The organism is Pseudoalteromonas galatheae (assembly GCF_005886105.2).
Classification (GTDB): Bacteria; Pseudomonadota; Gammaproteobacteria; order Enterobacterales; family Alteromonadaceae; genus Pseudoalteromonas; species Pseudoalteromonas galatheae.
This window is the reverse complement of sequence record NZ_PNCO02000002.1, coordinates 31,995-55,383: the sequence shown is the minus strand read 5'-3', so window position 1 is coordinate 55,383 and position 23,389 is coordinate 31,995. Positions and strand designations below refer to the sequence as shown.

General features: G+C 42.3%; 24 protein-coding genes. 11 read left to right on the top strand and 13 right to left on the bottom strand.

What is annotated here, in order from left to right; translation table 11 throughout:
* The first annotated feature begins 3 nt into the window (after positions 1-3).
* Positions 4-3,282 (top strand): TonB-dependent receptor, encoded by a 3,279-nt coding sequence (locus tag CWC29_RS18390; protein ID WP_138521364.1) that lies wholly within the window; start codon positions 4-6, stop codon positions 3,280-3,282.
* A gap of 57 nt (positions 3,283-3,339) precedes the next feature.
* On the opposite strand, the gene CWC29_RS18385 is transcribed toward CWC29_RS18390, so the two are convergent.
* On the bottom strand, positions 3,340-3,810 hold the full coding sequence (locus CWC29_RS18385; RefSeq protein ID WP_128726645.1) for a MarR family winged helix-turn-helix transcriptional regulator: 471 nt from the start codon (positions 3,808-3,810) through the stop codon (positions 3,340-3,342).
* Positions 3,811-3,922: 112 nt separating this feature from the next.
* On the opposite strand from CWC29_RS18385, the gene hmgA reads away from it, so the two are divergent.
* Positions 3,923-5,218, top strand: a complete 1,296-nt coding sequence (hmgA, locus tag CWC29_RS18380; protein WP_138521365.1) for a homogentisate 1,2-dioxygenase — start codon at positions 3,923-3,925, stop codon at positions 5,216-5,218.
* An 8-nt stretch (positions 5,219-5,226) separates the two neighbouring features.
* Complete coding sequence (gene maiA / locus CWC29_RS18375) at positions 5,227-5,853, top strand: maleylacetoacetate isomerase (RefSeq protein ID WP_193554566.1); 627 nt, start codon at positions 5,227-5,229, stop codon at positions 5,851-5,853.
* 58 nt (positions 5,854-5,911) lie between these two features.
* Here the strand turns inward: maiA and CWC29_RS18370 are convergent, their stop codons facing one another.
* Positions 5,912-6,142: a TIGR02647 family protein gene (locus tag CWC29_RS18370; protein ID WP_128726648.1), complete on the bottom strand. Its 231-nt coding sequence runs from the start codon at positions 6,140-6,142 to the stop codon at positions 5,912-5,914.
* Between the two features lie 60 nt (positions 6,143-6,202).
* Here CWC29_RS18370 and CWC29_RS18365 point away from each other — a divergent pair, with 60 nt between their 5' ends.
* Both CWC29_RS18365 and CWC29_RS18360 read left to right on the top strand, forming a co-directional pair.
* Positions 6,203-6,484: a DUF1496 domain-containing protein gene (locus tag CWC29_RS18365; protein WP_128726649.1), complete on the top strand. Its 282-nt coding sequence runs from the start codon at positions 6,203-6,205 to the stop codon at positions 6,482-6,484.
* 32 nt (positions 6,485-6,516) lie between these two features.
* Positions 6,517-6,759, top strand: coding sequence for a VF530 family protein (locus CWC29_RS18360; protein ID WP_128726650.1), 243 nt, complete (start codon positions 6,517-6,519; stop codon positions 6,757-6,759).
* Between the two features lie 16 nt (positions 6,760-6,775).
* Here the strand turns inward: CWC29_RS18360 and CWC29_RS18355 are convergent, their stop codons facing one another.
* The 3 genes from CWC29_RS18355 to CWC29_RS18345 form a co-directional block, all read right to left on the bottom strand.
* Positions 6,776-7,483 carry a transporter substrate-binding domain-containing protein gene (locus CWC29_RS18355; protein WP_128726651.1) on the bottom strand — a complete coding sequence of 236 codons (708 nt, stop codon included), beginning with the start codon at positions 7,481-7,483 and terminating at the stop codon, positions 6,776-6,778.
* A 175-nt stretch (positions 7,484-7,658) separates the two neighbouring features.
* Positions 7,659-8,771, bottom strand: a complete 1,113-nt coding sequence (locus tag CWC29_RS18350; RefSeq protein ID WP_138521366.1) for an arginase family protein — start codon at positions 8,769-8,771, stop codon at positions 7,659-7,661.
* Between the two features lie 296 nt (positions 8,772-9,067).
* On the bottom strand, positions 9,068-9,847 hold the full coding sequence (locus tag CWC29_RS18345; RefSeq protein ID WP_138521367.1) for a DUF2189 domain-containing protein: 780 nt from the start codon (positions 9,845-9,847) through the stop codon (positions 9,068-9,070).
* Between the two features lie 377 nt (positions 9,848-10,224).
* Here CWC29_RS18345 and udp point away from each other — a divergent pair, with 377 nt between their 5' ends.
* The gene (gene udp / locus CWC29_RS18340; protein ID WP_128726654.1) at positions 10,225-10,983 is read left to right on the top strand and encodes a uridine phosphorylase; all 759 of its coding nucleotides are present in this window, start codon (positions 10,225-10,227) and stop codon (positions 10,981-10,983) included.
* A gap of 26 nt (positions 10,984-11,009) precedes the next feature.
* On the opposite strand, the gene cdd is transcribed toward udp, so the two are convergent.
* From cdd to ppc, 3 genes are all read right to left on the bottom strand, one after another.
* Entirely contained in the window at positions 11,010-11,876 is an 867-nt protein-coding gene (cdd, locus tag CWC29_RS18335) for a cytidine deaminase (RefSeq protein WP_128726655.1), read from the bottom strand.
* Positions 11,877-11,919: 43 nt separating this feature from the next.
* Positions 11,920-12,237, bottom strand: coding sequence for a hypothetical protein (locus CWC29_RS18330; protein WP_235956687.1), 318 nt, complete (start codon positions 12,235-12,237; stop codon positions 11,920-11,922).
* Between the two features lie 266 nt (positions 12,238-12,503).
* Positions 12,504-15,137, bottom strand: coding sequence for a phosphoenolpyruvate carboxylase (gene ppc / locus CWC29_RS18325; protein ID WP_128726657.1), 2,634 nt, complete (start codon positions 15,135-15,137; stop codon positions 12,504-12,506).
* A 125-nt stretch (positions 15,138-15,262) separates the two neighbouring features.
* Between ppc and CWC29_RS18320 the strand changes: the two genes are divergently transcribed.
* From CWC29_RS18320 to CWC29_RS18310, 3 genes are read left to right on the top strand one after another with little or no spacing between them, the layout of a single operon-like run.
* Positions 15,263-15,652 carry a thiol-disulfide oxidoreductase DCC family protein gene (locus CWC29_RS18320; RefSeq protein ID WP_128726658.1) on the top strand — a complete coding sequence of 130 codons (390 nt, stop codon included), beginning with the start codon at positions 15,263-15,265 and terminating at the stop codon, positions 15,650-15,652.
* Complete coding sequence (locus CWC29_RS18315; RefSeq protein WP_128726659.1) at positions 15,645-16,370, top strand: SDR family NAD(P)-dependent oxidoreductase; 726 nt, start codon at positions 15,645-15,647, stop codon at positions 16,368-16,370. The genes CWC29_RS18320 and CWC29_RS18315 overlap by 8 nt, the downstream gene beginning before the upstream one ends.
* Positions 16,371-16,377: 7 nt before the next feature.
* Complete coding sequence (locus tag CWC29_RS18310) at positions 16,378-17,019, top strand: flavin reductase family protein (protein WP_128726660.1); 642 nt, start codon at positions 16,378-16,380, stop codon at positions 17,017-17,019.
* A 4-nt stretch (positions 17,020-17,023) separates the two neighbouring features.
* Here CWC29_RS18310 and CWC29_RS18305 read toward each other — a convergent pair whose 3' ends face one another.
* Positions 17,024-17,809, bottom strand: a complete 786-nt coding sequence (locus CWC29_RS18305; RefSeq protein WP_128726661.1) for a DUF6279 family lipoprotein — start codon at positions 17,807-17,809, stop codon at positions 17,024-17,026.
* 140 nt (positions 17,810-17,949) lie between these two features.
* On the opposite strand from CWC29_RS18305, the gene CWC29_RS18300 reads away from it, so the two are divergent.
* Positions 17,950-18,675, top strand: coding sequence for a tetratricopeptide repeat protein (locus tag CWC29_RS18300; protein ID WP_128726698.1), 726 nt, complete (start codon positions 17,950-17,952; stop codon positions 18,673-18,675).
* A gap of 92 nt (positions 18,676-18,767) precedes the next feature.
* On the opposite strand, the gene CWC29_RS18295 is transcribed toward CWC29_RS18300, so the two are convergent.
* Complete coding sequence (locus CWC29_RS18295) at positions 18,768-18,914, bottom strand: DUF1737 domain-containing protein (protein ID WP_095729633.1); 147 nt, start codon at positions 18,912-18,914, stop codon at positions 18,768-18,770.
* A 106-nt stretch (positions 18,915-19,020) separates the two neighbouring features.
* On the opposite strand from CWC29_RS18295, the gene CWC29_RS18290 reads away from it, so the two are divergent.
* Positions 19,021-19,188, top strand: a complete 168-nt coding sequence (locus tag CWC29_RS18290; protein WP_128726662.1) for a DUF2986 domain-containing protein — start codon at positions 19,021-19,023, stop codon at positions 19,186-19,188.
* A gap of 182 nt (positions 19,189-19,370) precedes the next feature.
* On the opposite strand, the gene CWC29_RS18285 is transcribed toward CWC29_RS18290, so the two are convergent.
* The 3 genes from CWC29_RS18285 to CWC29_RS18275 all read right to left on the bottom strand — a co-directional run bounded on the left by CWC29_RS18285 (position 19,371) and on the right by CWC29_RS18275 (position 23,330).
* Positions 19,371-20,774: a coniferyl aldehyde dehydrogenase gene (locus tag CWC29_RS18285; protein ID WP_128726663.1), complete on the bottom strand. Its 1,404-nt coding sequence runs from the start codon at positions 20,772-20,774 to the stop codon at positions 19,371-19,373.
* 144 nt (positions 20,775-20,918) lie between these two features.
* Positions 20,919-22,367: an SLC13 family permease gene (locus CWC29_RS18280; RefSeq protein WP_128726664.1), complete on the bottom strand. Its 1,449-nt coding sequence runs from the start codon at positions 22,365-22,367 to the stop codon at positions 20,919-20,921.
* A 12-nt stretch (positions 22,368-22,379) separates the two neighbouring features.
* Positions 22,380-23,330: a porin gene (locus tag CWC29_RS18275; RefSeq protein WP_128726665.1), complete on the bottom strand. Its 951-nt coding sequence runs from the start codon at positions 23,328-23,330 to the stop codon at positions 22,380-22,382.
* Positions 23,331-23,389 lie beyond the last annotated feature (59 nt).

Below are 23,389 nucleotides of genomic sequence, written 5' to 3'. Positions count from 1 at the left end.
ACAATGAAAAACGTTCGCTTAACTAAAGTAGCTGGCGCACTAGCTCTTGCACTTGGCGTATCAGCGAGTGCTTATGCTGCTGACACGTCATCTGCAATGCGTGGTAAAATTACAACGCCAACAGGTGAAGCCGCTGCAAACGTTAAAGTTACAGTTATTCACGAACCAACTGGAACAACAAGTACTTTTCTAACCAACGAGTCAGGTACGTTTATCGCAAAAGGCCTCCGTGTAGGTGGTCCTTATCGCGTAATCTTGGATTCCAACAAGTATTCAGATACACAACTTGACAATATTTATCTAGAGCTTGGTGATACTCACCGCCTAAATAACCAGCTTCAGCCATTACAACAAATAGAAAAAATCGAAGTCACTGGATATAAGCTAGTGCAACAAGCTGGTGGCTCAAGCAGTGTATTTGGTGCAGATACCATTGAAAACGTGCCTAGCTTCAATAATGATATCAAAGATATTGCACGCTTAAACCCACTAGCCAGTATCAATGGTAATGGCGAACTAACGATTGCGGGTAATAACCCAAGAACCAACGGTTTAACCGTTGACGGTATCGGTCAAAATGATGATTTTGGTCTAAACTTTGGTGGTTACCCAACGGCGCAACCACCTGTAGCACTTGATGCAATTGAACAGATCTCAGTTGATACCTCACCTTTTTCTGCTAAAAAAGGTAACTTTGGTGGTGGCACAATCAATGCTGTTACTAAGTCTGGCTCTAATGAATATACTTTCACTGGCTTCTACGAAACCAGCACACCAAGTCTAGCAGGTAAGCTTGATAACATTTCTGAAGCTAAATACAAAGAAGATGTAAAAGATGCTGACGGTAAAGTAATTCACCGTGCGGGTTCAAATATTCTTGATCAAGATGGTCATAAGACTTTCGAGGTGGCAAGCACAGATCCTATCGTTACCGAAAAGCGTTTGGGCTTTAGCACCGGTGGCGCGATTATCAAAGACAAGTTATTTTACTTTGTTAACTACAACTCTTGGAAACAAGAGATGGACATGGACTACGGTTTTGATGGTTCGGGTACAGCGCATGAATTTGATGTGAGTGAAAATGACTACAATAAATTCATTACTACATTAAACAGCGTATATGGTATCGAAGATGGATTTGGTGGTAATCCAGAAGACACCAGCGATAGCGTGTTAATTAAGCTTAGCTGGAACATTTCAGATCTTCACCGTGCAGACTTTACTTACCAATGGCAAGATGAAGAAGATGCAAGAGGCTTCGCAACAGGTGGCGAAACAGTATCAATGGCGTCAAGTCGTTATACCTACACAACCAAGTTCGATAATTTTGCCGCTAAATTGTATTCAGATTGGTCTGATGATTTCTCGACAGAAATTGGTCTTGCCTACAAAAATGTAACTAATGACAGCGTAACAAACTCAGATTTAGGCACCATTAAGGTGTACTTGAATGGCGACCGTGGCGCAGGCTTCCAATTCGGTCGCGATGTATACCGCCATGTCAATGAATCTGAAACTGAAACTTTTGCGTTTACACTTGATGCAACTTACTTAATGGGCGACCATGAGATTAATTTTGGTGGTCAATACGAGAGCAAGCGTCTTTACAACTTGTTCGGTGAAGACTCAAGAGGTAGCTGGACGTTTGGTAGCATACAAGATTTTGAAAACAAAAAGCTATTCCTAAACAAGTATGATGACTACAAATTCTCTTATACCAATGCTTATACTAACGATGTCAATGACTTAGCTTATGATGCCACGCGTGAGCAACTTGCGCTTTATATTGAAGATAAGTTCTATGTGACTGATGATCTTGAAATGACAGCGGGTGTTCGTTACGAACGCTTATCTTCAAGCGATAAGCCAACGTTAAATACCGCATTCCAAGAAACTTATGGTTATACGAACCAGGAAAACTTGGATGGTGCTGATATCATTTTACCACGTATCGGCTTCAAGTATTATGCAACTGAATCACTTACCATTAATGGTGGTGTTGGTCGTTTCCATGGCGGTATCCCAAATGTTTGGTTTAACAACCCATTCCAAAAAGACGGGTTAACGCAGGTTAGCGCAAACCAGGACGCTATCAACGATTATTTCGCTGGTGTTGAACAAGTTGACTTCACTCGTGTACCACAGCCAATTCAAGATTCTCTACAACAAGGTGCTGGCAGCACAGCTTATACGGATCCTAACTTCGAGCTACCATCGAGCATTCGTGCACAGGTTGGTTTTGAATATGATTTTGATTCTGAACTATTAGGTGATGGCTTCAAGTGGACTGCTGAACTTGCTTACCACAACAAGCAAGACGAAGCGGTATGGCATAACACTTCTATCACGCCAAAGCTTGATGAAAACGGTAATATCGTGCGCTCTGCAACTGGTCGAATCATCTATGACAACAAGTACTCTGGTGAGCTTAGAGATAACTATGACATTATGATGACCAATGCAGATGAAGACGCACGTTCTATTATTTTAAGCACCGCAATTGCTAAAGAGTGGGATAACGGCCTTTACGTTTCTGCAAGTTACACGAATCAAGATGTTGAAGATGTATCACCTGGTAGCGCTTCTCAAGCAGATGGTAACTACAAACACGCAACTACGCACAGCCGTAATGTTGACTTAGTAGGTCGTGGTCACTACGAAGTAGAACATAGCTTCAAGATTAACTTGCGCTACACTACTGAATTCTTTGACGGTTATGCGTCTAAGTTTAATGTGTTCTTTGAACGTCGATCTGGCCGTCCATTTAGCTACACTATGGGCTCATACAACGACTACGATTTTGGCGATACTCGTGACTTCGCACGTACATCAGCATACCTAGCGTACATTCCGTCTGGTCCTGATGATGCCAATGTAAACTGGGAACAGTCAGATTTATCATGGAACCAGCTAGAAGCCTTACTTAATCGTGCTGGCATTACTGAGCGTGGACAACTACTAGACCGCAATACGGGAACTCAGCCTTGGGTTACCACCATGGATGTTAGCTTTAAACAAGAAATCCCAGGTTTCTATAAAGACCATAAAGGTGAACTTTACTTTATGATCGAAAACTTCGCTAACCTACTAAATAGTGACTGGGGTGTAGAGAAGAAATTAAGTTACTCTGACCAAGCTGTTTATGACTTCGGTGGCCTAGATGACGATGGCAAGCTAATCATCGAGCCACGCTACAACGGTGCAGATGTTCGTAACTACTCGACTATCGATAAAGGCGCGTCAGCATGGCAAGCTAAAATTGGTATTCGTTACACATTCTAATATCTAACACGTAATTAGATAATCTCCCAAAGGCCAACGATTGTTGGCCTTTTTTCGTTAATCAGCATTACTTGTATGACTGTTTACTAGTCTATTTTGAAGCACCGCTAACAGTTCAATAAATTTCTCTTTCTGCTCATCGCTAAAACAACTAAGTAGCTCAGCTTCCCAAGCCAATGCAAACGGCGTTAACGTTTGATAAAGCACTCTTCCTTGCTCTGTCACCGCAATAGTTTTTGCACGTTTATCACTTGAACTTACTAACATCTCTATCAACTTTCTGTCTTGTAACTGTTTGATCGCTCTCGAAACTGTCGATTTGTCCATATTTGCCAGTTCACAAATGTGCTTAGCGGTGCTCCCCTCCTTCTGTATTGCGTGAGATAACACCCGCCATTGTGGCTGAGTTAATTCTCCCTTTTGTTCATAGACGTGCGCAAAGTCACTGCTCACTTTTGTTGACAGTGAAACGAGCTGATACGGCAAAAATTCGTTTATATTCAGAAGCTTTTCATCATTTTTAGACATTATTCCACACTCCCAACTGTCACTATAGCTTTACAGGGCGACTAGCTGACAAACATTGAAAATACTCTCACATGAGAGTATCTTACTATAAAACATTAAGGAGTCGAGACACATGAGCCAAGAACTTCAATATTTAACTGGGTTTGGTAATGAGTTTGAAAGTGAAGCATTGCCGGGCGCTTTACCTATAGGTCAATTTTCACCGCAAAAAGTAAAATACGACCTTTATGCAGAGCAATATAACACTACAGCATTTACAGCACCTCGTGCTGATAATCGTAGAAATTGGTTTTACCGTATTCGCCCTTCTGTTTTACAAGGGGAATACGAGGCCATTGATAATGGTTTACTGCGTACAGCACCAATAACTGAAGCCATTACCCCCCCTTCTATGTTGCGCTGGAACCCTATCGAGGTACCACAAGAAAAAACAGACTTTATCAATGGCTTAGTAACGATGGCTGCTAACGGCAGTGCCAACGGACAAAGCGGGATAGGCATTCATGTTTACGTTGCTAACGCATCAATGGAGGGACGTTACTTTTATAATGCGGATGGTGAATTATTATTCGTCCCACAGCAAGGTGAACTCATTTTACATACAGAGTGCGGAAAACTCGCGATTAAACCAGGTGAGATTGCCGTTATCCCTCGTGGGATCAAGTTTAGAGTTGAGTTACTCAGCGATGCAGTGCGCGGTTATATTTGTGAAAACTATGGCAATCCCTACATCCTGCCGGAACGAGGCCCCGTTGGCGCAAATGGTTATACAAACGAGCGTGATTTCCAATACCCAGTGGCTGCCTTTGAAGACATAGAAGGCGACTTTGAACTGGTTGCTAAGTTCAACGGTAATTTATTCCGCTGTGACATTGGCCACTCACCTCTTGATGTAGTAGCGTGGACAGGTAATAGCGCCCCATACAAATATGATTTAGCACGATTTAACGTAATGAACACCGTAAGCTTTGATCACCCAGATCCGTCAATCTTTACTGTGCTTACTTCTCCATCAGGCACACCAGGTGTTGCCAATGTAGACTTTGTGATCTTCCCACCGCGCTGGATGGTGGCAGAAAATACCTTCCGCCCTCCTTATTATCACCGGAATATCATGAGTGAGTTTATGGGGTTGATCGAAGGAGTCTACGACGCCAAAGAGCATGGCTTTGTACCTGGTGGCATGAGCCTGCATAACTGTATGTCTCCACATGGACCAGAAGCGGATGTCTTTGAAAAAGCAAGCAATGCAGAACTTGCACCGCAGCGTTATGAAAACACGCTCGCGTTTATGTTTGAGTCACGTTACATTATCTCTCCAACTAAGTATGCTTTAGAAGGCAAAGCGCGTCAGCCTAACTATGCTGATTGCTGGAAAGGCATTAAAAAGTACTTTAAAGGAGCATAAAGATTATGTTGAAACTCTATACTTATTTTCGCTCATCTGCGGCCTATCGAGTGCGTATTGCTTTAAATCTTAAAGGATTAGACCACGAGTTAGTCCCTGTAAACTTGCTTAAATCGGAGCAAAACGGCGAGGCATATTTAAGTAAAAATGGTCAAGGGTTGCTTCCAGCACTAGAAACTGAGCATGGCGTTCTTGCACAGTCTTTAGCAATACTGGAGTGGTTGGAAGAAACGCAAAGCGGCCAAGCTTTGTTACCACAAGACCCATGGCAAAAAGCGCAGGTAAGAAATTTTTGCTATGCCATCGCTTGTGATATCCACCCTATTGATAATTTACGTGTACTTAAATACTTATCAAACGAGCTAGGCGCATCTGACGACCAGAAAAACGAATGGTATCGTCACTGGGTTATCGAGGGCTTTAAAAAGCTAGAGCCTATGATAGGCGACGGTCAATTTTGCTTTGGTACAGAGCCTACACTAGCCGACGTTTGTTTGGTGCCACAAGTATTTAATGCGCTGCGTTTTAAAGTGGATATGACTGCATTTCCTAAGATCGCCCGAGTATATGAATATTGCAATACGCTAAGCGCGTTTTCTGATGCTGCGCCTGAAAATCAATTAGACGCACAATAAGGCTATTAAAAAGAGTGATATGCTGAGCATATCATTCTTTCAATTAAACGAATGTTTGTTATTTCAGTGCGCTATAGACATGGTCAAAGTGACCAATAAGGTCATGACCCAGATCAGTCAAATATCCCCCGTCAGGACTGTCAATGACCCCTTTTTCAAATAGCCGCACCGCCGCACCTTGCACACCTTCTGGCGCACTGCTATGAATTTTTATTCCCTGATGCAAACTATGTCTTGGAAATCTAGCTAGTAAGGTCAATTCATCCAATAATTTTTGGTCTAAAGCCATTGTCATTTTTCCTTATTCTTCTATAGTCATTTAACACTCTAGTTCAAAAAACTAAATTTGATGAAGTTTTTAATTTGTTTAATCGCTGTTAATTTGATCTCACTGCCGATTTTGGCTGCAACGCCCGCTGATTTAAGGTTGTATACAGAAATACCAAAGGAAGTGTGCTGGTATGAAGGTAAATCATATAGCGAAGGCGCACTGTTGTTACAGTTTGATATGCTGTTTGTCTGTGCCACAAAAAAATACAACGAAGATAACAGTAAACTTATGTGGGTAAAAGCTGACGCATCTGGTACGCCAATTAGACCTGAAATTTCAAATAAAATTAGGGTAAACTAGGTGTAATATCTCAAGTTATATAGAAGTAGAAGATGACAACCCAAGCAAATAACCCCCTTCACGGTATCAAGTTAGAAGAAATTATTGTAAAACTTGAACAGCAGCTAGGCTGGAAAGAAATGGCAGCCGCCGTAGATATCAACTGCTTCAAAGATAATCCAAGCGTTAAATCTAGTCTCAAGTTTTTGCGCCGCACACCTTGGGCAAGAACCAAAGTGGAGCAACTGTATCTAGATACATTTCACGGCTTTCAGTGGCCAGAGATAAAAAAATAATCCGTTTTCCTCAAGCTTATTTGGCTGAATAAAGCGCGTTGTAGGTTTCCTGAAGTTTCTCAAGGATGTGTTTGGGAACATTTTTATTACAAGCTAAGTAAAGTGACGTATTAAACTTATCTAAGGTATATACCGGCTCAAGTAATTGAGCCGTTTGCTCTTTTGCACTTCGAAATCGAAACTGAGCATCACTTAGTATCACCAAGTCAACAAAGTCTTTTCGCGCTTTGAGTAGTTCAAAAACCTTGTCAAAGGAGTTAATCAGGATCAGCTGCCTTCCCTCTTGAAAACCATGTTCCATTAAAAACTGGTGGCTAAAATTATCCCGGATCACTGCAGTTCGATAAACTTGCGCGTCCTCTAATTTATTCAACTTGATTTTGCTTTCACGTAGCGCATAAAAAGATGTAGAAAAAGTATCAATTGGAAATACCCAGTTAAACTCATTTTCGCGAATGGTATTTCTGGCTGTTGAAAATACGCAGGTATCTTCTTTTCTCAATGCGGCATTATAGGCTGCAGGCCATGAAAGTACGTTGATGGTGTAATCCACGCCAGCGCCATCAAGCACGGCCCTAACTTTATCCGCAGAGCGACCAATCAACTCTCCTTTTTCATTAAGGTATTGGAAATCAGGAAAGTTCTCAGTGACAATATTTAGCGTATAGGCAAGCGCACTGAAACTCATCAGTAAAATACAAAGACCAATTGAGTATACACCCATCTGAAACTCTCCCCATAGCTACTTGAATAATATAGTCTTAACTTAAAGGTTGAGCAATTTTTAAAAAGGCTGAATGGTTTTTTAAAAAGCGTATTATGGGTAATTTATTGAAGTGAATGAGTGATAGACATGGATCCCCACGCCTATCACAGAGCTGTTTAGTTACTTAATTGCGTTAGCTATTGTTGATAGCATCAATTAAAAATGCACTCAACTTGGCGCCTTCTTTGAGCGTCGTTTCTGAGCTTGTTTGACCAACGAGGGAGCTATCGGTAAATGGTGCAATTTCCATCATGTCTGCACCTGTGATTTTAAACTCGCCTCGCAGCGCTTGTAGAATTAGCATCGCTTCGTCTGGAGTCATACCACCCGCCTCAGGAGTACCTGTTGCAGAAGCAAATTCTTCATCTAGTGCATCAATATCGAAGCTGACATAAAGTTCTTCAACGCCATCAGCCTTTAACTGTGTAATAACTTCTTCAACAATCGTTTGTGCACCACGCTCCCTAATTTCATGAGCCCAATGCTGCTTAACACCAAACGTTGACTCCCAATGAGATTTAGGTTTGCCACTAGAGCGGATCCCAAATTGCACTAAGTGGTGTGGTGCAGGCAGGAACTCTAGGATATGCGTACACCAAGAGCCAAAACATAAATCGATACCTAAGCGTTCGACAAGTAAATCCGTATGGGCGTCAAAATGAATAATTGCTGTTTTTACACCGCGAGCACGCTTTGCTTTAAGATACGCTTTTGTTAATGGGTAGCTGATTGAGTGGTCGCCACCAATACCAAACACACCTTTATCTGGATAATTTTCGTAAAAACCATCACAAACATCTTCTGTAATAGATAAAGGTGACACGTAATATTCACTCTCAGGATCCGCATAAAGTGCTTTTTGACAGTTGCTGATCGTGCTTTCATTCAAGTATTTATCATGAAGTAAATGTGGAATAACACGCACATCTCCAAGGTCAAACGCATTCGTTTGCGGCTGCTGCTCAATTAATGTCGAGCGCAAAAATAACGGACCCCAGTTGGCACCGCGTAAAATTCCACCACCACAATCTGAACTAATCCCAAGAATTACCGCTTTATGCTCACTTTCGCCCAGCTGTTCTAGCGATGTTTTCCAAAGAGCATCAATACCTTCTGTTTGCCCGTATAGCTTTTGTCTTAGCGCATCTTTTCTTTCTTTCGCTGTGTTTACTGTAAACACACCATCTCCCGGTGGGCATAAACAGTGCTCAAGTTTTTTATGGAATTGTTTTTTGCTCTCAGACATCGCTATCCCCTCTTAAGTGCATAATCATGCGATCCAGAAAAACCTTGCCCATTACGCATTATAGTGTGCGTCACATTCAAAATACGGTCGATTTAAAATGCGTAAAAACCATAAATTTAAAATAAAAAACCTTATAATTCATAGGGTTTCATTGGTTTCAAACTTAGTTTTTGGAAGGCTTTACCTGTTCGTTAGGTCGTTGTTGCAGCACATATAACAGGTTCAAATAGGAAGTCAACCACAGTACCAACAATGCTCGTTGGCGCTGCGGTTGTTTATTCATAGAGGGCGTTTAGTTATTCGTAGTGGCGTGGAACTTTTGTTTTAATTACAGCGATATAGCCATGCCAACTTGCGTACGCTAGTAACGGCATAATAACGATAAAACCAGCAGTCCCAGTTGCAAATCCTAGCATCACCAAAAACACTAATATACCGCACCATACCACCATAGCGCCGACATTCTCTTTTACCGCATGCATTGAACTGATGACCGCAGTCATGATATCGACTCGACGCTCCATCATTATTTGTGGGGTAAATGCTGAGATTGCAAATACGCAAACCAATAAAATGCCCCCCACAATTGAGCCGAGGGCTAAAAACGCCGAAAGCTGTTCAAACGTTGGGTTAGGAACATTAGGATATAGCGCATGAATGAGTGCTGCCAAGCGCATCCAAACAATCATAATGACCATTAGTAGCACCGCAAACCCCCATTCACCAGCGGGATTGCGAAACATAGATTTAAGGCTATGTGTTAACGTTGGTTTATGACCCTTTTCTAACTCCCACGCGACATCATACAAACCTGCTGCGAAAGCAGGTCCAATAAGTGCGAAGGCAACCGCAGCAGGCAAAATAACCAGGTGAGTTCCTGATTGATATACTAACCACATGATAAAGGCGGGGATCAAGGTAAAAATAAGTCCATACACTAGGCTAAGTAATGGCGCATTCGCAATATCTTTAAAGGCTAATGCGAGCCAGTGAAACGGTGCCATGACCGGGACTTTGTTGCACTCAAAGCAACGTGCAAATTCGTTGTCTTTATTTATAGAATGTGTAGCAGGCATAACCATTCCTCATTGTTGCTCTCATGTTAAGGTTTAGTGGAACATCGACAATCCCGCAAGCTATTGTGAGTTATAATACTAACCGCTTTAATTCTCCAACCAATTTGAAGGGTAAATTATCAGATAAGCGTGTTTTAAGTTTTTTAATTAAAACAAATGATTAGAAAAACTTTTCTTTGCTTATACGGATGTAGATAGCTTGTCAGTGGCAGGACGCAAGAGCATGCTACTAAACACTATTTCCCCACTTCAAAATCGCTCATTTACTTAATACGATTGGTATAATTTAAACACCTCACGCTTAAATAGGACATCTGTCCTGTACTTGATAGCCGTTAACTATAAACATTACGCTTTAATTATAACTAAGGTTTACTATGGAAAAGGTATTTCACTTAGGTCTTACGAAAGCCGACCTACAAGGCGCTTCACTGGCAATTGTTCCGGGTGATCCCGAGCGCTCAAAACGCATCTCTGAATATCTCGATTCTCCTGTCTGCTTAGCACAAACGCGCGAATTTCATATTTACCTTGGCTTTTTAAATGAAAGTCCTGTGGTAATTTGCTCAACTGGTATAGGCGGCCCATCTACGTCAATTGCAGTAGAAGAGTTAGCGCAGCTTGGCATCACTACTTTTTTACGCATAGGTACAACTGGCGCAATTCAACCACATATCAATGAAGGTGATATATTGGTGAGTACGGCATCAGTGCGTTTAGATGGCGCTAGCCAGCATTTTGCGCCAATTGAGTTTCCTGCGGTTTCTGATTTCCACACTACAGCCGCTATGGTACAAGCCTGTGAATCATTAGGTATTACCCATCATGTCGGTATTACGGCGTCTAGTGATACTTTCTACCCAGGGCAAGAACGTTATGACACATACTCAGGCTACGTTAGAAAGGCGTATCAGGGTTTATGTGCAGAATGGCAAAAGCTTAACGTGATGAATTATGAGATGGAATCTGCGACATTGTTTACCATGTGTGCAGCACTTGGATTGAAGTCCGCATGTCTTGCAGGTGTATTGGTAAACAGAACACGCCAAGAGATCCCCAACGTTGACCATCAAGCTGTTGAAAAGAAAGCCGTCACAGCTGTGCTAAAAGCAGCTGAAATCTTACTTTCGAAATAATCGCTGAAGATATAGAGATTGAGTGATTACTCAATCTCTATATGTGTTAGTAAATGCTCAGCATTGTATGCCTGTAACACCGCTAGACTTACTTGCAACTGATTTGCAAAGCCTTGCTTTTCTAGCAAAGTGATCCCTGCCACATTTACCTCAGATAATACTTTACCCGACATCGCTAGTTGGCTTAGTGCACTTTGTAATGGTGACAAGCTTGGATTATAAGCCGCATTTTCAGCATAACGTCCATAAAAACACTCGCCACTGTCTAGTTTAATTTCCACGGCACTTTGATTATGTGTGTAGGGACAATAAGCACTAAGATAATGATGATAAAGCGCAGCACTAATTAATTCAGGCAAAGCTTTATCCTCAGCTAAATGATGTGTTTGAGAAAAAAGTTTTTCACTGTTACCCAGATCGTCCGGACCAAAGGAAGTCGGCAGCAAATCACAGAGCGAGGTTTTGCCTGTCGGCAATAAAATCTCAAGTTTCTTTGCGGTGTTTAGTTCATTCATAAATTGGCGACAAAACCCGCAAGGCGCGGCGTTGATCGTCATTTTAGAGATTTCAATTGCACCATTTAACCATGCATTGTTAATTGCCGCTTGCTCAGCATGAACAACTAAAGAAAGTGCTTGGTGTGAGAACTCTAAATTCGCCCCCAAAAACGCTTGATGAGATTTATCATCCCACGCGATGGCACCAACATAAAATTGCGAAATAGGAGGTGTAGCAAACTCAGCAGCAACTTCAAGCAGAGCAGCTTCAAGCTCGAGATCAGATAAATTAAAGCGATTTTGGTATTGTGTTAACTGGGAATAACTAATTATCCCACGATGTGCAGTGGCGTATTGCGTTAACGCACTTTTTATTGATGGTTCTATCTTTGCCATATTGTTGTCATGTTTATCTATGGCAGGATAGTTTACGCAAGAGTTACAACCGACTCAACCATTCTCTTGCAGATTTAAAACACTCAAAGTTTTCTGCGCTGATATTAAAACGTTTAATTTTCTGAAGAAAAAGATCATGCATATAACCTTCAAAGCCAACAACCCTTGCAATATGCATGTTGCCAATGTTGTGTGCAACTTTTGGCATTATGTTGACAATATCGATCGCAGCAAAGCGATGCTCAAGTTCACTGACATCCACTAGTACTTTACTACTATTATGCTTTTTAGCATATAGATTTGCTTTCTCGTATGCTGAGACCACATCGTTTGCACTCGCAACACCTCTGACCTTCATCATAATCAGATCGTTACACTCATCAAATGTGACACTAGTAGAAATTTTGTGCATGTATCGTAGACCTATCAACCGACAATTCTTGAATAAAACAAATAAAACGACTGGTTAAACCAGCCGCGCATTTTAAATCAATGAGAATTACTGTCAATAAATATACTAATAAAAAACCAATCAAACTAAAAAAACCAATCCATTAGGATTGGTTTTGTAGCTACTATGCTTATAAATGTAAAATTTTACAAAAATAGATTATTCAAATTGTTGCACTAACCCGTGTTGCGCATACCGGCCGCTATACCTGTCATCGTGATCATAAGTGCCAGTTCCAAATCATGATTGGTTTCTTCACGCACCCGCTTTAACAGTTCAATTTGTAACAAGTTAAGTGGATCAGTATAAGGGTTTCTCAACCCGATTGACTCTTTGATCCAAGGTTGCTGTGATAACAGCGATGACTCTGGCGCAAGGCCGCGAATAAGCTCGATGGCTTGTTGCAAGTTGTCTCTCAACTCACCACCTAAACCTTTATACTCATCACTGACTAAACTTGCATCATACATCTCGCTGAGCCAAAGGTCGGCTTTACAGAATACCATTTCGAGCATTTCTAGACGGGTTCTAAAAAATGGCCACTTTGCACTCATTTCTTGCAGCATGTCTTTACCAAACGTTTCTACGGCGGCTTCAAGACCTTCTTTCGCCCCCAGCCAAGCAGGTAACATCAAGCGATTTTGACTCCATGCAAAAATCCATGGAATCGCCCTCAAACTCTCTACTCCGCCGTTTGGATTACGTTTAGAAGGCCGTGAGCCTAGTGGTAACTTAGACAGCTCTTGTTCTGGTGTTGCCATTCTAAAGTAAGGAACAAAATCAGGGTTTTCTCGAACAATACTGCGATACTTTTTACAGGAAGCTTCACTTATCGTCTCCATTACCTCTACCCATTTAGGTTCAGGTCGAGGAGGTGGCAACAAATTACTTTGTAAAATCGCACTGGTATAAATGGATAGACTTTGCATCGCGACTTTAGGCAAACCAAATTTAAAGCGGATCATTTCGCCTTGCTCGGTTACTCGCAAACCACTTTTTAGCGAACCAGGCGGTTGAGATCTCAGCGCTTGTGCAGCAGGCGCACCTCCACGGCCAATCGTCCCCCCACGGCCATGGAAAAGCACCAGCTCAACGCCCTTGGCATCAGCAAGATTAACCAACTTTTCCATTGCATCATACTGTGCCCACCCTGCCGCCATCATTCCTGCGTCTTTTGCAGAGTCAGAATAGCCGATCATCACATATTGCTTGGCACCAATCGTGCCTTTATACCAAGTGTTCTCAAATAATCCGCTGATCACTGATTGTGCATTATTTAAGTCATCCAGCGTTTCAAATAACGGCGCTACCGGTAAGTTGAATTTACACCCGCTTTCTTGGAGTAATAAATGCACGGCGAGAATATCTGAGGCACTTTGCGCCATTGAGATTATGTAAATGCCAAGTGCGTTTTGGTCTTGATCCGCAATCGTTGCAAATGTTTCTAGCACCTCTTGAACATTGGAAGAAGGTTGCCAATGACGCGGCAGTAACGGTCGTCTTGAGCTTAGCTCGGTTAATAAGAAGGCTTGCTTGTCTGCTTCTTGCCACTGAGCATAATCGCCAAGACCCAAATAGCGCGTTAATTCAGAAAACACTTCGGTATGTCTGGCGGAATCTTGGCGAATATCTAACTTACATAAAGACACGCCAAAACAGTCAATTCGTCTTAATACATCCAACAACAAACCATCAGCAATATTAGCCATACGACAATCAACTAGTGAGCGATAACATGCCTCTAGTGGCTCTCTTATCTGTGAGACCTGCTTAATCTTGTCCTGATATTGAGAAGGTGTGCCTTTGATTTTATATTCCAATGCTGCAATGGTTTCTTCGACCTCAGCGCGTAGTTGCTTTAGCACATGACGATAAGGTTCATTACTGCCGTCCGCTCGCGCTATAAAGCTTTCGGACGCATTACTCATAGAGAGTTCTGCGCCCAAAATTTCTAGATCGCGACGATATAAATCAAGCGCCATCCAGCGGCCATGATCAAGCACAGATTGCGTCACATGAGAAGTAACAAACGGGTTGCCGTCTCTATCGCCCCCCATCCAAGAAGTGAGCTGAATAGGACTAAAATTGGCGGGTAGTTGTAAATTTAATCGCGTTTTCACTTGGGCGTTGAAATATCGAACAAACTTTGGCACGGCTTCCCAAAGACTATTTTCAATAACCGCAAACCCCCACTTTGCTTCATCCAGTGGCGTAGGTCGCTTTTCTCTTATATCGCTGGTGTGCCACGCCTGTGAAATCAACTGCTCAATGCGGTCAATAACCTCATCGTAAACAGGATCCTCACCAGAGGTCACCTCAAGCACTTTTAAACATTCGCTCAGCTCGACGTGTTTGTTGATGATAGTTCTGCGTGTTACTTCCGTCGGATGAGCGGTTAGCACCAAATCGATTTTTAGTTTGCTTATTACATCTGCAACTTCGTTAAGTGCCAGTGCGCCAGAATCAACTTTACTTTGCAACTCATCAAGCGCCTTATCGACTTCGATCATCACGCCGTCAGGAGAGCCCGATTTTGAAATGGTGTGAAATTGTTCTGCGACATTCGCTAAGTTTAAAAAATGATTAAATGAGCGAGCAACGGGAAGTAGCGCTTCATCGCTTAGGCTACGTAATGTGTCAATCAGCGCTTGCCTATCTGAATCATTACCACTTCTAGAGGATTTTGCTAGGTGCCTAATTTCTTCAACTTTGTCTAGCGTCTCTTGACCCTGCGCTTGTTGAATAATGTGTCCTAACATCTGCCCCAAAAGGCTCACATTACTACGTAGGCTTGCGTATTGCTCAGTCATACAATCTCCTTGATGAAAAGATACTCGAACTCCACTATACCGAGAATAAATTGATTTGCGAACGATCTATTTTCAAGACGTTAACGTAACAACATGACAAAGATAAGTATTATTCGAGTGAGCGAATGATTGTATTTTACGATGGTAACTGTCCGCTGTGTATGAGGGAAATGAATGAACTTAAACGTTTTGATAAACACAATAGCATTGATTTGGTGAACATTCACGATACCCGATTCGATACTGAGTTTCCTGAGATATCGCGTGAAGCAGCAATGGCAAAGCTCCATGGTTACGATAGCCAAGGCAAGCTTATTATCGGGCTGGATGTTACCGCAGCGGCTTGGGGTCAAGTCGGTAAACATCGCTGGATTAAATTACTTAGGCTACCAATAATTCGCAAGATTGCAGACTGGCTTTATTTGTTTTTTGCAAAACATAGAATGAAAATTTCTAAACTTTTGTCCCCAAGTCAATGCAGCATGCAAAATAGTGGAGATTGCAATCGTGACTAACCCCGCAATTATAGTCATTGGCGCAAGCTCTGCGATCGCGCGAGCCTTTGTAAAAACGCAAGTCGAGCAGAATTCCGACGTAAGAGTAATCACCGTGTCTCGGCAAGCTAAAGCGGCTTCAAAAGCGAGTGCCCTGCACTTTCAGTGCGATTACTCCGAGGCACAGATCCAGAAAGTTGGGAGACAAATATTTGAGCTTGACTGCACGGTTAAAAGTGTCACCATTTTTAATGGGCTACTCCATGACGAGTTTGATAAATTCCCAGAGAAAAAGCTTGAGGATGTTGATCTCGGCTACAGCATGGCACTTTTCAACATCAATACCATGATCCCCATGCTTTGGTTACAAGCTTTATTGCCGACCATTAAAGGGAAACAGTCATGTGTAGTTACTGCACTCTCTGCCCGTGTTGGAAGTATCAGTGACAACCGGATGGGAGGCTGGTACAGCTATCGCAGTTCAAAGGCAGCACTTAATATGATGTTTAAATCCGCGGCTGTCGAGCTTGCGCGTCGGGCAAAAAATATTAAGCTCATTTTGTTCCATCCAGGCACTACCGATACGCCACTTTCAAAGCCCTTTCAAGCCAATGTCCCAGATGAAAAACTCTTTACGCCAGAATTTGTGGCAGATCAACTCAGCAGCATCATAGCAAAGAGCCACCCGGATGGCACGGTGAGCTATGTTGACTGGCAAAATAAATCAATTGAATGGTGATCACTTCATGAAACACTTCTCCAGTGACGATATTAAAACCCTAGACGAACGTTACCGCGCACTGATGATAAATTCATTATCGGGTTTCAAAAGCGCTAACTTAATCGGAACAGTTGATGGGACAGGTCAGGAAAACTTGTCTATTGTTAGTTCAGTGTTCCACCTTGGCGCCAGTCCGGCGCTCGTTGGCGTGATTTTTAGGCCCCATAGCGTACCAAGGCACACGCTAGAGAACATATTAGCGACGCAAAAATACACGATTAATCAAGTTAACATTCAAATTTATATGGCGGCTCATCAAACCTCTGCCAGATATGAAAAGAGTCAATCTGAATTTGAGCAAACAGGATTAACCGCAGAGTACTTAAATGATTTCCCTGCTCCTTTCGTTAAAGAAAGTAGATTAAAATACGGACTTGCACTCAAAGATCATCAAACCATTAAACTTAATGACACAGAGTTAGTAATAGGCGAAATTGAATCGCTTCACGTTGAAGAAAAAGCGTTACTCGAAGACGGTTATATTGATATCGAGGCGCTCGACTGTGTTGCGATTTCAAGTTTAGACGGGTATCACAGTACCAAGCGTATTAATCGCTTAGAGTATGCAAAACCAAATAAGCCAACCAGAATTAAGCTGCTCGGCTAATTTTTTACAATGACTCTAAGAGCTCAAGCAATTCTTCAAGCTCTTCTTTGAAGTGCTTCTTTTGCTTGTCGCTCATGGTGTCTTTGAGTTTAACAGCGAGATTTGCATACTCATTTATTCGCCTTGCTTGAATATCTATGATGCGCTCGGGCAGCGCTGCGGGTGTAGTGACTATTGCTTGCTGCAACAGTTTAGGTGAAACCTGCTCAGTGCCGCTCAATAACATGGCTTGTTTAAACTGGCTAAAGCGCCTCTGTTCATGTGCACGCCAAACCTGACGCGCAAACTCGCCTTGTTCATAATATTCGTTAATAAGCTCCTTTTGTTTATTACTCAAATCACCAAGCCAACGCTCATAACGGTTAAATTGGTCTCCTTCCTCCCAGTCATCATCCAACATTTCTTTTTCTATGTTGGCTATCAGCATTTCTCGCTGTTCACGGTTAAGCGAATTTAGGTGTGTTTCTAACTTGGGATATACGGCTTCAACGACGGAATACCAATAGTTTCTTGTGGTATACACCATATCTACCAAATCACTCTCCGTCATGGTTTGCCAGCGCTTCAATAGTGATTGGATATGAAATTTGTATTTTGGTAGCTCTGACTGTCGATGCCACGCAACCAAAGATTCTACATCAGCCTCCAGCTTTTCCTCTTGCTCATCCGTCAGCTCAACATAATCGGAAATATAATAACTCGCTAACCATCCTAAGTTGTTATAGGCCAATCTTTGACTACATCCAGCCAAACACAGTAAACATAGCGCCAGTGCTATTAATTTCTTCATCCCATTGCCTCAATTTTTGTTTTTATTACCTTATATTAACGCAGTATCTGCGATTTTAGATTTGTATTTTGTAAATCTGTGTTTCTGGCATTAGAATAACTAACAACATAGTTAGCATAGCTACCTTAAGGAGGTCTATGATGTTAGGCAGGATTTCAAAAGCATGTATCGCCATTGCTCTGTTAAGCCAAGCACCGTTGGCAACAGCTGGATTGGAAGAAGGCATAGATGCACTCAATGCTGGCAGGTTCGAAGAAGCACTACAAGAATTCAATTATTTAGCTGAAATGAATTACGCCCCAGGCATATATCAACTCGGTGTGATGTACGAAGGCGGCTACGGTGTCATCAAAAATCCACGTAAAGCGGCAGAGTTATTTCAACAAGCAGTTAAACTTGGTGAAGCCGATGCGATGTTTGCGCTCGCAGTCATGTATGACGAAGGTCGCGGTGTTAAAAAAGACCGTTCTAAATACGTTGAATTAATGACTAGAGCGGCAAACAAAAACATGCCAGCCGCGCAATTTAACGTAGCGCTGATGTATGCAAACGGTGACGGTGTACCGCAAAGTTACCGCCACGCACTTAACTGGTATGAAAAAGCCGCCGCGAACAACTACACCCTAGCCATGTTTAATTTAGCACTCATGTATTTTCAGGGCTTGGGAGTCGAGAAAAGTATTGAACGCTCGTACGTATGGAACACATTAGCCGAGTTTAATGGTTATGCTGAAGCCACAAAGAGCCGAGTGCTCGACGAAAAACAGCTTTCCCCTTCACAAATCGAACAAGCAAAAGAACTCGCTAATAGTATTTACGAGCGGATTCAAGCCGGCAAATACGTGGCAGAAACACGCACTAAATAGTCTAAGTTTAGATTAAGAAAAAAGTTGATTAACTAAGGCCTCATAAGAGGCCTTTATGCTATTTCACCCTTCAAATTGATTAGAGAATTAATTCAATTGGTATTAATCATTGCCTGTAAACATCTACCATTTTGATCTTCCATGACTCCTCCTTGAGGGATCCAGCCTTGTTTGATTAGTTCATTAACCTCCTTGATTAACCCTTTATAGGTCGCGGTTTTCACTAACGTATATTCCATTTTTTATTTCCTTCGATATTTGTATTAAAAAAGCCTATCTTTTTATCATTGTTGAATCTGCTAACACTAAGGTAAACTAGCACTTCATTCATAATGGTCTTTGAAAATGAACCGCAAAAAGAAAATTTACGAAACCCTAAAGAAAAAAGACAAGCGTGCTAATGCTAAGCTCCACAAAAGCAACAAACCGCGCTACATCTCAAAAGCAGAGCGTGAGAAAATCGCAGCCCAGCAAGAAAGTGAGAAATTAGATAGCGAAGACAACGAGCATTAATAGCCCCAGTTTTGTGTCAGCTCAGCCTACAATTCCTCATTAAAAGTTTTCTTTTTAAATCTGTAAATTAGTTGTACACCGGAAGTTCAAGGGATGCAGCTAATCACGAACCTAACTTTAGAGCCATGTTAGCTTTAAACCTAACTAAAGCAATAATATAGCAGCATCTAAATAGCTCGATACTACTTTTTCCTCAAAAAGAGCCACTCCAATGGCTTTGTAAGCAGCTTTGAATGGCTAAGCAGCATCTTGTTGCGCCATTTAGTGTTATTAGACTGGAGTATAGGCTTTTTATGGCTAAAGGTATAAAAGCCTTCTTCGCCATGATATTGACCCATACCAGAGTGACCTAGGCCACCAAAGGGTAAAGACTCAACTGCCACCTGCACTATGGTTTCGTTGATAGCTAAAGTACCCGTTGCGAGCTCCTTTGACACTTTATTTATGGCGCCCTGAGATTGCGTAAACAAATAGCTCGCAAGTGGTGTGGTGTCGTCTCTAATGTGGCTCATTGCATCATTTAAGTTGGATATTTTTAGAATGGGCAAAATCGTTCCGAATAGCTCCTCTTGCATCACCCTCATACTTCTGTTGACCTGGGTAATGATATGCAGAGGGAGCTGACGATTGTCGCGTGCGGTCTCAGCTTGCCACACATTCGCGCCTTTACTTCTGGCATCAGTAATAATGTCATTTAAGCGCTGAAATTGTCTGTCGTTAATAATTGAAGTTTGGTTTTTTACACCTACTTTCGATTTATATGTTTTTTCGTAGTGCTGTTTTAGCTCAGTAATAAATACGTCGTATTTTTCTTCGTGCACTAATACATAATCTGGTGCAACACAGATTTGACCTGAATTTGAGAGCTTACCCATTAACACGCTCATCGCAGCGCCGCTGATATCGGCGTCATCAAGCACTATAACAGGTGATTTCCCCCCTAACTCTAAGGTGACCGGCGTGAGATTTTTAGCCGCAGCCGCCATCACCTTTTTGCCAACTGCTGTTGAGCCTGTAAATAGCAAGTGATCGAATGGCTGTTCAGTAAACGTTGATGCAATATCAGGCCCGCCTTCAATGACGCACACTTCATTGTCCAATCCTTTAAAAATGGCTCTTATCACCGTATTCACCTTGGGAGTGAACTCGCTTAACTTAAGCATAACTTTGTTACCAGCGGCGAGGGCGGTAATCACGGGAACAATCGCCAACTGAATTGGATAATTCCACGGGGCTATCACGCCCACGACTCCTTTTGGCACAATCTCAATTTTTGCCTTAGATGGTAGCCACTGCGCACCGGGTGAACGATGCTGCACTTTGCTCCATTTGCGCAGGTGCTTCGCGATATAATCAATCGAATTGATGCAAGGCATGATGTCTGCAATCACGGTATCGAATCGACTCCGAGTACCAAAATCCTGATCTGCCGCCTCGACTAATTGATCTTGCCGCTGCAACATGCGTGATTTTATTTCGGTTAATAGGCGTAAACGCTTTTCAAGCGCGGGATAAGGTTCTTGGTTAAAGCGACTTTTTAACTGAGTAAATGTAGCGATTAGGGTGCTGGTATTATCTTCAATCATTATCAGGTCCTGCTAATGTCTAATTCGAATATAGCAAGGAAAAAACAACGGGTCTATCTTCAAAAAGCTAGGTATTACTATAGAGACAGGCTGCGTATGACCGAGTTGCCCTTCGATGGACACAGCCTGTGGAGAATGGCAACTTTAAAACCCTAGTATGCTCCTTGCCAAAGTCAAGGTAACAATTGTAATTAGCCCTATCGCGACCAAGTTTAAAACAAATCCAGCTCTTATCATGTCTTTAATTTTAATCTCACCCGAGCCAAATACGATGGCATTTGGTGGTGTTGCAACGGGCATCATAAAGGCACAACTGGCCGCGATTGCAGCTGGGATAACCCAAGCTAAAGGTGAACCTGTGATTGATTCAGCCACCGGACCAAGTAAAGGCAAAAAGCCTGCTGCCGTTGCGGTATTACTGGTAATTTCCGTTAAGAATGTAATAAGTGCGGCAACAACAAGCACGCCAAGTACTAAGCCCATGGCATCCGCGCCCGCAAGTAAGTTAGCGATGTAATCGGCAAGTCCTGAAGATTTGATCTGTGCTGCTAGTGATAAACCACCGCCAAATAATAGCAAGATACCCCAAGGCACCTTAGCCGCGCTTTCCCAATCTAAAATACGTTCGTCACTTCCCGACTTGGCTGGAAGAACAAAGAGTAACAGTGCAGCCGCAATTGCAATGCCAGTATCTGACAATTTAAGACCCGTAACATCACCAATTAGCGGCCTAAAGATCCAGCATACTGCCGCTAAAATAAATACCGCAAAAACCCCTTTCTCCGCACGAGACATTTCTCCTAGTGCTTTTAATTGGGAAGTAAATAACGACTTAGTATCAACATTAATTTCTTCTTTATCGACCTTGTAAGTCACTTTGGTCAACCAAAACCAAGCAAATGCCAGCATCACCAAAGACAGAGGCACACCAATCATCATCCAAGTGGCAAAACCAATCTCAATTTGATAACTGTCTGATAAATACGCTGCCATTAACGCATTTGGTGGCGTACCGATTAAGGTTGCAATGCCGCCAATGCTTGCACCATAAGCGATAGAAAGTAATAGCGCTTTGGCAAAGCTCTGGCTATCTCCCCCCTGCTCTTTCACCAAGTGAATAACCGAGAGCGCAATAGGTAACATCATGACCGCCGTTGCCGTATTCGACATCCACATGGACAAAAATGCTGTCACGCCCATCATCGCCAAGATCTGTATGCTTGGTTTAGTTCCTGCGAACAACATCGTATTCAGCGCAATACGTTTATGCAGCCCCCACCTTTCCATGGCAATCGAGAGCAAAAATCCACCAAGGAATAGATAAATCAAAGGGTGCGCAAAGGGCGCGGCGACCGCTTTAATAGAAGCAATGCCAACCAAAGGCGAAATAACCAAGGGTAATAAAGAGGCCGCTGGAATAGGTACTGCTTCCGTTATCCACCAAGAGGCTAGCCAAAACGCTAAGCCAGCGGTTCTCCATGCCTCAACCGACATGCCAGATGGTGGCTCAACCGAACAGATCACTAACATAACTAAGGGACCAAGCCACAGAAACAGCTGCGTTTTTATCGTTTTTTTATTCTCTTCTGTCATTGTCTTGAGCCTTTAAAACTTGTATTTTAAGCCAACTGCGATGCTAGTATCGTCTTGCGTTTCAAGGTCGAGCTGCGTTGCCATCACATATAAGTTAGTTTGTTTATCAAAAATATAGTCTGTACCTAGCGTCCACTGAGTTGCATCTTCGCTGTGACGTAATCCGCTTGAGTCCTTGGCAAACTGTAGTTTCGGACGCCAATTATCGTCGAGTTGATAACTTGCACTTAGTACATAACCATTTCCTGATTTGTCTTTCGCTAGATTTTCGCTATCTTGGATAATGGCTCCAAGTTGTAGCTTTTGCCACTTATAAGCCACTGCGATACGTGTAGCAACTAAATTACCAATACTGTCTGTATGGCTTAAGGCAACATAGTAATCTTTACTTTTTAATGCTCGGTCACCATAAATTGCGGTTGCTGCAAATCCGGTTTCATCGTTGCTCGCGTCGTCTTTAGGTGTGTAGCTCAGAGAAAAAGAAAAGTCGTTCCATTTAGGTGAAGAATAGGTAATTGAATCACCAACTCTGTCTTGGCCAGCTAGCACTTGGGCAATATCACTTTGGGTTTCGTTGAATTGATCGATTTTACCTTCACTGAACTTAAAACGCGTGTCGTTCCTGCCCACTAAAACTGTACCAAATTTACCTTCAAGGCCAACATAGGTATTCCTTGCTGAAAATGGCTCGGTGGTATCGTCGTGTTCAAAACCTTTAACTTGTACTTCATATTTGTAGACGAGTTTTAGATCGCTTGATAAGCCGTGAGTACCTTTTACACCAATTCTTGAAAATGGCGCGTCAATTTGTGTGCCCTCTTTGGTATAGCGCATCACCCCTTTGTCGGTGTTGGCAATTTGAACTTCTGCTTTACCATAAATGCTGTAGTCTGCGGCTAGCGCAGAGGCTGATAACGTTGCACTGGCAACTGCCACCGCCACTAAAGATTTACTTGCTGTCATAACTTGTCTCATTTTTTGATTATTGTCGCTAAAGACAACGCAATTCTGAGACCAGAGTT

Coding starts and splice junctions, on each gene's coding strand:
- CWC29_RS18310 (WP_128726660.1), top strand. CDS start 16,378: ATGAAACACTTCTCCAGTGACGATATTAAAACCCTAGACGAACGTTAC.
- CWC29_RS18345 (WP_138521367.1), bottom strand. CDS start 9,847: ATGCCTGCTACACATTCTATAAATAAAGACAACGAATTTGCACGTTGC.
- CWC29_RS18385 (WP_128726645.1), bottom strand. CDS start 3,810: ATGTCTAAAAATGATGAAAAGCTTCTGAATATAAACGAATTTTTGCCG.
- CWC29_RS18355 (WP_128726651.1), bottom strand. CDS start 7,483: ATGGGTGTATACTCAATTGGTCTTTGTATTTTACTGATGAGTTTCAGT.
- CWC29_RS18320 (WP_128726658.1), top strand. CDS start 15,263: ATGATTGTATTTTACGATGGTAACTGTCCGCTGTGTATGAGGGAAATG.
- CWC29_RS18370 (WP_128726648.1), bottom strand. CDS start 6,142: ATGGCTTTAGACCAAAAATTATTGGATGAATTGACCTTACTAGCTAGA.
- CWC29_RS18275 (WP_128726665.1), bottom strand. CDS start 23,330: ATGACAGCAAGTAAATCTTTAGTGGCGGTGGCAGTTGCCAGTGCAACG.
- CWC29_RS18350 (WP_138521366.1), bottom strand. CDS start 8,771: ATGTCTGAGAGCAAAAAACAATTCCATAAAAAACTTGAGCACTGTTTA.
- CWC29_RS18290 (WP_128726662.1), top strand. CDS start 19,021: ATGAACCGCAAAAAGAAAATTTACGAAACCCTAAAGAAAAAAGACAAG.
- CWC29_RS18300 (WP_128726698.1), top strand. CDS start 17,950: ATGTTAGGCAGGATTTCAAAAGCATGTATCGCCATTGCTCTGTTAAGC.
- CWC29_RS18305 (WP_128726661.1), bottom strand. CDS start 17,809: ATGAAGAAATTAATAGCACTGGCGCTATGTTTACTGTGTTTGGCTGGA.
- CWC29_RS18285 (WP_128726663.1), bottom strand. CDS start 20,774: ATGATTGAAGATAATACCAGCACCCTAATCGCTACATTTACTCAGTTA.
- CWC29_RS18365 (WP_128726649.1), top strand. CDS start 6,203: ATGAAGTTTTTAATTTGTTTAATCGCTGTTAATTTGATCTCACTGCCG.
- CWC29_RS18390 (WP_138521364.1), top strand. CDS start 4: ATGAAAAACGTTCGCTTAACTAAAGTAGCTGGCGCACTAGCTCTTGCA.
- CWC29_RS18330 (WP_235956687.1), bottom strand. CDS start 12,237: ATGATGAAGGTCAGAGGTGTTGCGAGTGCAAACGATGTGGTCTCAGCA.
- hmgA (WP_138521365.1), top strand. CDS start 3,923: ATGAGCCAAGAACTTCAATATTTAACTGGGTTTGGTAATGAGTTTGAA.
- CWC29_RS18295 (WP_095729633.1), bottom strand. CDS start 18,914: ATGGAATATACGTTAGTGAAAACCGCGACCTATAAAGGGTTAATCAAG.
- udp (WP_128726654.1), top strand. CDS start 10,225: ATGGAAAAGGTATTTCACTTAGGTCTTACGAAAGCCGACCTACAAGGC.
- CWC29_RS18360 (WP_128726650.1), top strand. CDS start 6,517: ATGACAACCCAAGCAAATAACCCCCTTCACGGTATCAAGTTAGAAGAA.
- CWC29_RS18280 (WP_128726664.1), bottom strand. CDS start 22,367: ATGACAGAAGAGAATAAAAAAACGATAAAAACGCAGCTGTTTCTGTGG.
- cdd (WP_128726655.1), bottom strand. CDS start 11,876: ATGGCAAAGATAGAACCATCAATAAAAAGTGCGTTAACGCAATACGCC.
- ppc (WP_128726657.1), bottom strand. CDS start 15,137: ATGACTGAGCAATACGCAAGCCTACGTAGTAATGTGAGCCTTTTGGGG.